Origin of the sequence: Paenibacillus bouchesdurhonensis, from assembly GCF_900155685.1 — a bacterium.
Lineage (GTDB): Bacteria > Bacillota > Bacilli > Paenibacillales > Paenibacillaceae > Fontibacillus > Fontibacillus bouchesdurhonensis.
In genome coordinates this window covers 909,544-921,654 of sequence record NZ_LT732547.1, presented here as the reverse complement: position 1 = coordinate 921,654, position 12,111 = coordinate 909,544, and the positions used below count along the sequence as shown (strand labels likewise).

Annotated in this window: 7 protein-coding genes; 5 read left to right on the top strand and 2 right to left on the bottom strand. The window is 48.9% G+C overall.

Translation table 11 applies throughout. From position 1 onward, the window contains the following. The first annotated feature begins 101 nt into the window (after nucleotides 1-101). From acnA to CZ379_RS03795, 3 genes are all read left to right on the top strand, one after another. Nucleotides 102-2,819 carry an aconitate hydratase AcnA gene (gene acnA / locus CZ379_RS03805; RefSeq protein ID WP_110930392.1) on the top strand — a complete coding sequence of 906 codons (2,718 nt, stop codon included), beginning with the start codon at nucleotides 102-104 and terminating at the stop codon, nucleotides 2,817-2,819. Nucleotides 2,820-2,957: 138 nt separating this feature from the next. After that, complete coding sequence (locus CZ379_RS03800; protein WP_110930391.1) at nucleotides 2,958-3,362, top strand: GntR family transcriptional regulator; 405 nt, start codon at nucleotides 2,958-2,960, stop codon at nucleotides 3,360-3,362. Next, nucleotides 3,362-4,459 carry a DUF1648 domain-containing protein gene (locus CZ379_RS03795; protein ID WP_110930390.1) on the top strand — a complete coding sequence of 366 codons (1,098 nt, stop codon included), beginning with the start codon at nucleotides 3,362-3,364 and terminating at the stop codon, nucleotides 4,457-4,459. The genes CZ379_RS03800 and CZ379_RS03795 overlap by 1 nt, the downstream gene beginning before the upstream one ends. Before the next feature lie 221 nt (nucleotides 4,460-4,680). On the opposite strand, the gene CZ379_RS03790 is transcribed toward CZ379_RS03795, so the two are convergent. Continuing rightward, nucleotides 4,681-8,496 (bottom strand): glycoside hydrolase family 9 protein, encoded by a 3,816-nt coding sequence (locus CZ379_RS03790; RefSeq protein WP_199925435.1) that lies wholly within the window; start codon nucleotides 8,494-8,496, stop codon nucleotides 4,681-4,683. A gap of 207 nt (nucleotides 8,497-8,703) precedes the next feature. Continuing rightward, complete coding sequence (locus CZ379_RS03785; protein WP_110930388.1) at nucleotides 8,704-9,450, bottom strand: IclR family transcriptional regulator; 747 nt, start codon at nucleotides 9,448-9,450, stop codon at nucleotides 8,704-8,706. Between the two features lie 254 nt (nucleotides 9,451-9,704). Between CZ379_RS03785 and CZ379_RS03780 the strand changes: the two genes are divergently transcribed. Both CZ379_RS03780 and CZ379_RS03775 read left to right on the top strand, forming a co-directional pair. Next, nucleotides 9,705-10,715: an alpha/beta hydrolase gene (locus tag CZ379_RS03780; RefSeq protein ID WP_110930387.1), complete on the top strand. Its 1,011-nt coding sequence runs from the start codon at nucleotides 9,705-9,707 to the stop codon at nucleotides 10,713-10,715. Nucleotides 10,716-10,812: 97 nt separating this feature from the next. Continuing rightward, a complete protein-coding gene (locus CZ379_RS03775) occupies nucleotides 10,813-12,087 on the top strand; it encodes a Fe-Mn family superoxide dismutase (protein ID WP_110930386.1) in 1,275 nt (424 codons plus the stop codon). Nucleotides 12,088-12,111: the final 24 nt, after the last annotated feature.

The window sequence follows — 12,111 nt, the reverse complement described above, 5'->3', positions numbered from 1 at the left end:
ACCAACAAAAAGTTCTTTACTCGCAACAAGGAGGACGGTATACTTAATGTAGTGATAATTTTGAAATACCGTTTCATCTAGTGAAACAAGGAGGTACATTCATGTCAACGAAAGATTTTTTCTCTGTTTCCCGCAGCCTTGAAGTCGGCGGGAAGAACTACCGTTACTATGATCTGCAATTGTTGGAAGAGCAAGGACTCGGCCCGATCTCCAAGCTGCCATTCTCCATTAAAGTGCTGCTTGAAGCAGCCGTTCGGCAATTTGACGGCAGAGCGATTACTGAAGAGCATGTGAAGCAAATCGCCGGCTGGAGCGAAGGCCGGGACGAGAATAAAGAGATTCCGTTTATTCCAGCCCGTATCGTTCTTCAGGATTTTACGGGCGTTCCTGTCGTTGTCGACCTTGCTGCCATGCGCGATACCGTTAAGAAAGCTGGCGGAGATCCGAAGCAGATCAACCCGCTCGTACCGGTTGATCTCGTTATTGACCACTCCGTTATGGTCGATGCATTCGGTACGCCGGAAGCTCTGGAATACAACATGAAGGTTGAGTTCGAGCGTAACGAGGAGCGCTATCGCTTCCTTCGCTGGGCACAAACCGCCTTCAATAACTTCCGTGCTGTTCCTCCGGCTACGGGCATCGTTCACCAGGTCAACCTGGAGTATCTCGCTTCGGTTGCCGCTACCAAGACGATTGACGGCGAAACCGTCGTATTCCCAGATTCTCTCGTCGGAACCGACTCCCATACGACAATGATCAACGGACTTGGTGTCGTTGGCTGGGGAGTTGGCGGTATCGAGGCCGAAGCCGGCATGCTTGGTCAGCCGCTGTATTTCGTTGCCCCTGAAGTTATCGGCTTCAAGCTGGTGGGCAGCCTGACCGAAGGCGCTACGGCAACCGACCTCGCTCTAACCGTTACGCAAATGCTGCGTAAGAAAGGCGTTGTCGGCAAATTCGTTGAGTTCTATGGACCGGGTCTTGCCAATATCAGTCTGGCTGACCGCGCAACGGTGGCTAACATGGCACCTGAATACGGCGCTACAGTCGGCTACTTCCCAGTCGACGACGAGACGCTGGCTTATCTGCGAAGCACAGGCCGCTCCGAGGAGCAAATCGCTCTCGTTGAAGCTTACTACAAAGCGCAAGGCATGTTCCGTACGAGCAGCACCGTAGACCCTGAGTTTACGGATCTAATCGAGCTGGATCTCGCTTCTGTCGTACCTAGTCTTGCAGGTCCTAAACGTCCGCAGGATCGTATTGAACTGACGGAGATGAAGAAAAACTTCAACGACGTAATCCGGACTCCAATCGATAAAGGCGGATACGGACTTAGCGATGAGAAGATCAATCAAAAAGTAACCGTGAAGCATCCTGACGGCAGTACAAGCGAGCTGGGAACAGGCGCCGTTGCGATCGCCGCGATTACGAGCTGTACGAACACTTCCAACCCAAGCGTTATGATCGGTGCTGGATTGCTGGCGAAGAAAGCAGTCGAGCGCGGTCTTAAGAAGCCAGGTTATGTGAAGAGCAGCTTGACGCCAGGCTCCCTTGTCGTTACCGAATACTTGGAGAAAGCCGGTCTCATCGAATCCTTCGAAGCACTAGGCTTCCACGTTGCCGGTTACGGCTGCGCGACTTGTATCGGTAACTCCGGTCCACTTCCGGATGAGGTTAGCGCGGCGATCGCCGACAACGACCTTACTGTAGCAGCCGTACTGTCCGGTAACCGGAACTTTGAAGGCCGCGTACACGCTCAAGTGAAAGCCAACTATCTGGCTTCACCACCGCTTGTTGTCGCTTACGCGCTAGCGGGAACTGTCGATATCGATCTGCAGAACGATCCAATCGGATACGATCAGAACGATCAGCCGGTATATCTGAAGGATATCTGGCCAACTTCGACGGAAATCAAGGAAGCGATCGGCCTTTCTGTAAAACCGGAAATGTTCCGCAGCAAATACGAAAACGTATTTACGCAAAACGAGCGCTGGAATGCAATTCCTGTTCCAGAAGGCGAATTGTATGAGTGGGATGAGAAATCCACTTACATTCAGAACCCGCCATTCTTTGAGAAAATCGGCGAGGGACTGCAGGACATCGCTGACATTCGCAGCGCCCGCGTACTAGCTCTGCTTGGGGATTCGGTGACTACCGACCATATCTCGCCAGCGGGTAACATTTCGCCTACGAGCCCGGCAGGCATTTACTTGAACGATCATGGCGTAGCCCGCAAGGATTTCAACTCCTACGGCTCTCGCCGCGGTAACCACGAAGTCATGATGCGCGGCACGTTCGCCAACATTCGGATTCGGAATCAGGTTGCTCCTGGTACCGAAGGCGGCGTAACGAAGTACTTGCCTACGGATGAGCTTATGTCGATCTACGACGCTTCGATGAATTATCAAGCGAACGGACAAAGCCTCGTCGTTATCGCTGGTAAAGAATACGGTACGGGAAGCTCCCGTGACTGGGCTGCCAAAGGAACCTACCTGCTTGGCGTGAAAGCCGTCATCGCCGAAAGCTTCGAGCGGATTCACCGCAGCAACCTGGTCGGCATGGGCGTTCTTCCACTCCAATTCCAAGAGGGGCATGGCTGGAAGACGCTAGGTATTGATGGCACAGAGTCGTTCGACATCATCGGACTCAGTAATGACGTCAAGCCTGGCCAGGAGTTGACCGTTGTAGCTACTCGCCAAGACGGCACGCAATTTGAATTTATGGCGACTGCTCGCCTCGACAGCATGGTCGATGTGGATTACTACCATAACGGCGGTATTCTGCAAACCGTATTGCGTCAAATGATCCAAGCGGGCAATTAATTTAAGATCATCATCTGTTCTAACGGATGTCCTACCCGATTTAGGGTGGGACATTCTTTTTTTTCAAAAAAATATTGTCTATACTCGTATTAACTGTTATATTAGTTGTATAACAAATATTAGTTAGGGGGTGTCATATTGATCATTGAACTGGATATGCAATCGGATGTTCCCATTTATACCCAACTGGTCAACCAAATCATCGAAGGCATTGCCAGCGGACGATTGAAGCTGGGCGAGCCGCTTCCTTCGGTTCGGAGCTTGGCCTCGGATATCGGCATTAACCTTCATACCGTAAACAAGGCTTATACCCTGCTCAAGCAGGACGGTTATATTCAAGTGCACCGCCAGCGCGGCGTCGTCGTTGATCCGGATGGCATGCCCCCGGTTACGAAGGATTTCATGCTGAAGCAGCACAGTCAGTTGAAACCGATCGTTGCTGAGGCGATATGCCGAGGGATGGACAAACAGCAGTTAATGGATCTGCTCGAACAAATCCATAGAGAAATTACAGAGACCGATGGCGAAAAGGAGAATGCATAATGCCCATTTTGTTTACCCTTATGCTCGTGTTCATGTTTATTCCCATTGTAGCTACCCTTGCTTTCATGCCTTATTTAACGAGAGAGACAGTAAGCTTTGGCATTTCGGTCAGCGAGGAGACATTTCGCAGCGAGCCGCTTCGTCAAATGCGTAAGCGGTACGCATGGATCAGCTTAGCCGTATACATTCCCCTGCTCTTTGCCGGACTTTACGCTTCCATGCTGAGCAATGCAGCCCTTCAAGGTGCTTTGCTGAGTGCCGTCATCAGCCTCATCGTTCTCATTTCGATCACACTCAATTTGCGCTTTCATTTCAAAATGAAGAAAATCAAGGCTTCCCTTCCCGCTACGGCCAAAGGAAAAACAGTGTTAGCCGTCGATACTTCCTTCCACCGCCAGAAACTGGTTGTCTCAAATAAATGGTATTGGATTCATGTTGGCCTGACATTGATCAGCACAGCCGCAGCCCTCGTGTACTATGACAGAATCCCCGCAGAAATCGCGATGAAGTTCGATATGCAGGGCAATGTCATCAACAGCGCGGCAAAATCTTATGCAACGGTATTATTTCCTAACATCATGCAATTGCTAATTATTGCTTTATTCATCTTTGTGAACTGGAGTATCCAGCGGAGCAAGCAACAGCTTAATGCCGGAAATCCAGAGCGCTCCCTTCGGCAAAACATGATCTTCCGCCGCCGCTGGTCGCTCTTCACCCTATTGTCTGCTTTAGCTCTCCTCAGCCTGTTCTCATTCATTCAGTTGAATATGATACACTCGCTCGAGAACAGCATCGTCATGCTTGTCAGCCTGCTCATTCCCGCCTTCGTCGTCCTTTTCGCTGTAGCTCTCTCCTTTACGACCGGGCAAGGCGGCAGCAGGGTTGAACGCTCAGAGACCGGCTCACCGGTTCAGCCTGCCAACGACGACGATTATTGGAAGCTCGGGGCTCTTTATTATAATCCGGATGACCCTTCATTCTTTGTGGAAAAAAGAGTCGGCATCGGCTGGACGCTCAACTTCGCCCATCCATTGATTTGGGTTGTTCCGATCGCTATTGCAATCCCCGTCGTCCTCGCTATCTTCCTAGGCGGATAACGCTACCAAGATGCTCCCTCCTTTTTTTGAGATTGGCATACTAGCTCTAAAACCTTTTATAAAAAATTCATAGCTATGAATACATCGTGCAGATTCTATGAAATAAGGCCGCAGATCAAACCTCTGCGGCCCTAATTGCTATTTTGTTAGTTCAGCTTTCGTGAAAGCAGAGTTAACCCTGTCCGCTCTAAAAAGAACTGCTGAAGGCATGTCCATTTCGATTAATTATTCATAATATGCAACAAGTTATACATCAAAACTGCAGCTTCCGCACGGTTGATTTGCGACTTCGGTTCATAGCTTCCGTTTGCCTCTACTTCCAGTACTTTGGCTTGTTTCAGTGATTCAACCGCTTTCTTCGCATATACAGCAATATCCGCTTCATCGGTGAAGGCTGGAACAGCCTGTCCACCCGCCTGCAGGGAATGGCCGCTAGCGAGAAGTGCACGATGAAGAAGAACCGCCATATCCTGTCTAGTCAGGACATCGTTCCTGCCAAACGTGCCATCGGTTTTGCCTTGAGCAATACCGAGCTTCTCAGCCGATGCCACCGCTCTGTAATACCAAGCGCCCTCCTTGACATCGGTAAATTTGCTAGTAGCATCATGATCGGCAACATTGAAGAACTTCACCAGCATCTGCATAAATTCTGCTCTTGTCAATTTTCCATATGGATCATATTTGCCTGGCTCTTTGCCGATAACGACACCTCTAGCAGCGATCGCACGGATGGCATCGCTTGTTATAGTTGGCAGAGCGTCAATATCATTAAAATTAACATCCGAGTACACAGCCGCATATTTTCCGAAATTCTTCAGCAGAAAGCTGATTTTCTCTGACTTTTTATCAAAAATACCATTATTGACGAGTTCTATACCGTTTTCTACATTGTAAAGAACAACCTGGTTTGGGTTTTCCCCTTCCTTCAACTTATAAGGAAGCTTTATCGTCACCGGATAGTCAATCTCTTGGATACGTGCATTGTCTACCGTCAGTGTAATTTCATAGACTTGGCTGTCTCCGGCAAGTGCACGTACTCCGGCAGAAAGCTCCTCCGAAGCGATAACTGCAATACCGATCGAAAGCTTACGCGCCCCCTCTAGGGGCAACGCCTTCAGATATGCCTGACTAAGCTCAACAGTGACACCCAGCGCCTCAATCGAAATGGATTGAATAGAAGCAGCATCCATAGTGGCAAACCAGTCGGCTGGCAGCTCTACATCGACTTTCTTCAAGCCGCTTGCTGTATTGACCGGAATCGTCATTTTCCCGTTTTTAGCGTTGCTTGCTGCTTCCTCCAAGCTTTCAAGGGTCACAGACACTGTGCCATCCTGCTTATCACTCTTCGTTGGGGAGTCGGTTACTGTTCCCGATCCGCTGTGTCCTGATTCCACGGACGAGGAACCGGAGCCCGAGCCTGAGCCAGAAGAATCGCTGCTGGAAGTAACCTCAACCTGATAGCTTGCTTGGATTCTACCGTCCAACGATTCAACGAGGATCTCTGTATTCCCTTTGTTAACTGCTGTTACATTAAACGCTGTAATGCCAGTTTCTTCTTTGTAAATCACATTGCTAACCTTAGCAACATTCTCGTCAGCAGAAGCAATCCGCAGCTTCTTGAAGGATGCGTCATTCGGCGTTACAGTTGCTGTCACTTTTGTTGTCTCACCGACATACAATTTGCCGTTTGCGCTGTCTAGCTGGATGCTTTCAGAGAACGTCTGATTTTTTACATCAGCCAACAATGCGGTCAAGTAGATGAGCGGCGAGTTATAATTCAACGCCTGCTCGTTGCTCTCCCAATCGACAGTCGCTTGATTGTACGCTTTGGCAGGGAAGTTTAACTTTTCGCTGCTATTGTTCGGGCCGCCTGGCATATAGCCGTTTGGCATTTCCTTAATAAAGTCTCTCATATAAATTTCATGATGCGTAATGTGAACGCGATTCTCCCCGTGGCCCGTAATAAAGCTGAGCTGCAGCGGATTAATACCAAGCAGATAGTTCAGGTTGCCGCTGGCTACTTGAATCATGCGTTCATCATATTCTCCGGTCACGCGGCTACCAATATCTAAGCTGATCGCAACTCCAGCCACGTTGGAATTGGCGCCCCAATAGAATCCTTTATTCGTGGAGTTGCGCCATACCGCACCTTGTGTTGCTGTTTCAATAACGGTATTTCTCCATTCATTGAACTTCGGCACGAACCATGCTTTTACTTCTTCACTTGGAGCCGGGCCACTGATGTAATGATAGAAACCGATCTGCTCCAGACTGCCGATCCCGTGTGAGAAGTCAGTCGCCTCGAATTTGGATTCGAATGCTTGATAGTTTGCTACAACATAATCGCTGTATCTAGCTTCACCTGTAGCTCTATACAACACGGCTGCCGCATAAAAGCGATCATTTGAGTCGTCATCATCGTAGTAAGGCCCGTTATCGTTTTTAGGATCCTTTGCTTGACCAATAAACTCAGGATGCGCTTCAAGATAATTCCATCCTCTAACTGCAGAGGCAAGTAGTGTATCCGCATAATCCTCCAAGCCAGGCACATCTTTCATTACGATATAAGCATGCGCCAATGCCCCTACAGTTGTGGCAGTTTGCGCTGTCGGAATGATACTATCCGGTCCATTTCCATCGATGATGAAGCGTTCAGGCGCAGGTTCACGAAGCACATATGGATAAAATCCACCAGACGTTTGCTCTTGCATCTTCAAGAAGAAGTCAGTTTCAACCTTGATTTCATCCAGCAGATCCGGGAGGCCGTTCCCGCTCTCAGGAATGTTTAGTTGACCATCTGTAAATTGATGCGGGAAGCTTTCATAAGCCCACATCAAGTCGTTTACAGCGGTGGCGGCGGCGGTTACATACTTACCCATATCTCCAGCATCCCACCAGCCCCCATACACATCCATCGTCACACTCGGATTGGATTGGAGAGGAAGATTGGCGTCAGCATCTTTATGTAACCCGGTACGAGCAAATTCTCCCGCATGTTCAGGAAGCAAATCAACGTTCGCTCTTTGATAGTAAAAGAATTTCTGAACGTCCTTAAACAGGTCGTCATATACGTCGGGCCCGATTTCAAAATGCACGGACGGCTCAGAGACACCATCGACAGTAATATAATACTTGCCAATTTCATTCAACGAGGAGAAATCGGCCTTTAACACTTTCTCGCCGGACAATTCGTCATACGCGGCAACTAAAGTCAGCAAGCCAGTATAGGCCACACTATCATCCGCAGTTCGTCTCACTTGAAACGGCGTGCCTACAACAGCGGACAACTCATTGTAGTAACCGCTTACATTTGCGTACTTCTCACCATAGTTCAAGTAGCCGACCTGATTGACCTTAATTGGTGCATAGCTTCTTTCCACATCTGGCGAAATTACCTTGATATTCGCAATCCAGAAAGTAATCGGGGTGTCATTGCCGGACATTTTGAACAGTTGAACTTTGCTTGCATCGAACAGAGGGTCGCTTTCAAAAATATTCTTGAGCGGAATGGAGACATGCTGCCATTCGGTTGTTACCTGGATGTAATCGCCAACATTGACCTGCGCATCAATGCTCGTTTCCTCTGGCGATCCATCATTATCCATGAAAAAGTCTCCATTGCCATCTAATCTTTCATGTACGACATCACGAAAGCCGATATTGAATGTTTCTCCGCCTTCTTCACCGACGATATCGAACTCCAATGTGCCGTTTTCATAATAAGGGCTAAGATCAAAGGACTGCCAGCCATTGATCACTAATTGATCAGCCCACCAGTCATTCGTTTCAACTTTGCGTCCATCCTGCTCTAAATACACCTGCTCAGTGACCGTTGCACCGTAGCCCCAGCCGTTGTCTTTAATTTCGATATCACGAAGCTTATTCCAATTCTCACCGCCTGGGGGAAGATAATTGACCTGGATCATCTGCTCCGCAGAAGCATGAGGTGCAGGCAACAGCATCGTAAAAGCGGTTACAAAAATCAAAAGTAAAATAGCTGTTGTCTTAATTCGGTTTGTTTTTTTAGTCTGCTTCAACATTGTATCCCCTTTCAATAGTTTAAGCTAAAGATTATCAATGTTGGAGGAATTATGATACGTGGAAAATTAAACAATTTTTCATATACAAATTATTGTTGTTGGGTAACTCCTCATACGGATCATGACTAATTTTCGTAAGATTTGGATGGACAAACAAAAGAAGAGGCTCCGCAGCCTCTTCTTACCATTACATATATTCACTTGCTAGGCATGAATCATCATGCCCATATCCCGAGCCGCTTCAATCAACACAGGGCCGAATTCAATCAGCGTCTCTGGCGACAGCCGGCTGACCGGACCCGATACAGACAAGGCAGCGGCAACTTTGCCGCTGCGGTCGAAAATCGGCGCCGACACCGCCGCTGCCCCGGGCTCCCGCTCCTCATAGCTCGTTGCAAATCCGAGCCGCCGAATATCTTGAAGCTGAGCGACATATTGTGACTTATCCACAGCTGACGGCCAGTCCGGGCTGTCCAGCACTGCTTGCAACACCGATTGTTCGGCATAGGCCACCAGCACCTTGCTCGATGCGCCGACGTACAGCGGCAAACGGGCGCCGACCGCAGCCACCCTGCGAATCGCCTGATTGCTCTGAACCGCTTGTATTCTCAAGCGATCCGTCCCATCCCGCAAATACAGGCTGACGGTCTCTCCGAGCCGGTCGCGAAGCTGCTCCATTTGCGGAAGCAGCAGGACGGCCGGATCATCGCTTTGCGATAAATGCGCGGACAGCTCCCATATTTTTAGCCCGAGTCGATACTTCTCTGTGGCCGTATCCCGAATGACGAACCCCTTCTCCTCCAGCGTCGTCATCAGCCGGTGTACCGTGCTTTTATGCAACCCGATGCTGCTGGCGATTTCCGTTAAACCAAACTCATTCCCCTTCGTAAAGCACATTAATATATCAAGCGCCCGTTCAACCGCGCGCACGGTTAATTTACGGTCTTCCATCCGACCTCACCTCTCCAAAAGTTTCACTACGTGAAACGTGGTTACATAAATTATATGTAATCCATTCTAAATCGTCAATGCAGGATGGTGTGCTTTATCACACTATCATTGACTTTTCTAAACCTATTGCCTTACGATAATTCTATAAGAATCGCCCTGATTCGACATAAAACTATGCCTTTAATTGAAAACATCTTTATTCCCAGAGCTTCACCGAGCATATATTATATTAATTATAATGAGGAGGGAAGAACATGAGCCCAACAACCCGGAGTGATCTTCCCTTAAATTCCGGACTGAAAGACACTCCATCACCAGCGATCGATGTACTGACTACGCGTCATGTCAGTTTTAAGCATATTATAGTCGCTCTGCTGTTATCCGCTCTATTTTTCCTGCTGTTCTGCTTCATTGTTCTTCATGGCTACATTGCCTGGGTATTGTCCAATCCTAACGTAGCCCCGCTGTATTCTAACCCAAAGCTATCTAAAAATCTAACCTATGAGGATGTGCTATTCCCAGCAGCTGACGGCAGCCGCATGATGCAGGGCTGGTACATTCCGGCCGACGATTCTCGTAAAACCATCGTATTTAGTCATGGATACGGCGCGAATCGGGAGGAGCCTTGGGTACCGATGTATGACCTGGCACATTATGCGAACCGGCTGAACTACAATGTCATTATGTTTGACTATGGATTTGCAGCCCAGAAGAGCAAGGAGGTAGCCACGGGCGGCAAAAAAGAAGCGGAGCAGCTGCTCGGGGCGATCAACCTGGCCAAACAACGAGGCGCGGAGGAAATCGTCGTATGGGCCTTCTCCATGGGAGCGGGAACGGCTCTGCAGGCCGCGCTATCGAGCGAGGACATTGACGGCATGATTCTGGACAGCACCTTTTTGCTGGAGCCCGATACGATGTATCATAATATACGCCAGCACATCGATCTGCCGCGGCGTCCATCCCTTGAGATCATCGGCCTGCTGCTGCCCGTATTGAACGGCACCAGCATGCGCCAAATTCCATATACCGAAGTCAAATCAAAGGATTATCCGTTCCCTACATTGTTCATTCATGGAACGGAGGACGAGAAGGCCCCTTATCCGATAGCCGAGAAATTGGCCGAGAATCAGACGAACGAGGCTTCCGAGGTGTGGATCGTGGAAGGCTCCTATCATGAGATGATTTTCCGGGAGTATCCAAGGGATTATTTACGTAAGGTTTCCGAGTTCCTTAGCCGGATCGAAACCTTTAAACCAGCACAGTAGCAGCAGTATTTACAAAGCCCGTGTAACAGATAGCATAGTCCAAGCCTTCGCTCGCATAAACTGTTAATGTTGATTAAACGTGAAGGAGGCTAACCCGATGCTATTGGTTTACGGGCCTTATTTGCCTGTCCGCATTCTGGAGGAAATCCGTTTCTGGAAACAACAGGAAGCCGAGCATACCGACGTCATCAAAGCGATCGTTCCGGGGCTTGAACCCTATTATGTCCAGCAGTTGGACGATTGGAAGAAGGTTTTTGAAGAGACTCTAATCGTGGCAAACCAACTGCTGCAATACGCCCTATCGTCCCAGCAAGCCGCTTGTAACCCGCAATTAATTCAGCAGACTGAACAATTATTGGATACGGCATTCCGGCAGTCCCAAGAGTTTATAAGACAGCTTTATTTCATTCTTGATTGCAGTGCAGCGGTCAAGTCCGTCCCTCTGGCCAAAACGGTGCTGCTCCACATTATCCGCGAATCTGAATATTTCCTTGGGGTACTAGAAACGCTGAACTCCCCTGGGGCCATAAAGCGAAATACGGAGGAAATCCCCGCGATTACAGACATGCAGCAAATTGCCCCCTCTTCTTACCAAACGTTTGGAGCGGACGATCAGAATTCATCTACACTGGATGATTTGTCGGCAATTTCATTAGCAATTGGTTCAGAATCCGAAGCAGAAGCATCTGTCCCGGAAAATCTTAACACTAATTTCATTGGCGAAAGCTCCCGCAATTCAGACCATCCCGTACCGATCGGCGGGCATACGCTGCCTCCTCTACCCTACCCTTATAACGCATTAGAACCTCATATCGATGAGAAAACGGTACGAATCCACCACGATATTCACCACAAGAGCTACGTGGATAACTTGAACAAAGCAGAGAAAAAGCTTCAGGAAGCCCGAAAGTCGGGCAATTTCGACCTTGTGAAGCATTGGGAGCGGGAGCTGGCCTTTAACGGCGCAGGCCATTATCTCCACACCATCTACTGGGATACGATGAATCCCAAAGGGGGTGGCAAGCCTGAAGGCGAGCTTGCCGAGCAAATCCGCAAGGATTTCGGCAGCTATGATGCCTTCAAGAATCAGTTCACCAATGCTGCCGATAAAGTGGAAGGCGGAGGCTGGGCGATTCTCGTCTGGAGCCCGCGTGCTCATCGTTTGGAAATTTTAACAGCCGAGAAGCATCAAAATCTATCGCAATGGGATATCGTTCCCCTGCTCGCGCTTGATGTCTGGGAACACGCGTATTACTTGAAGCACCAGAACGAGCGGGCCAAATACATCGCCGACTGGTGGAAGGTTGTCTACTGGCCGGAAGTTGCCGAACGTTTCGAAAAGGCGAGGAAGCTGAAGTGGCAGCCGTTTTAAATAGAAAAGCAACAACAAAATGGC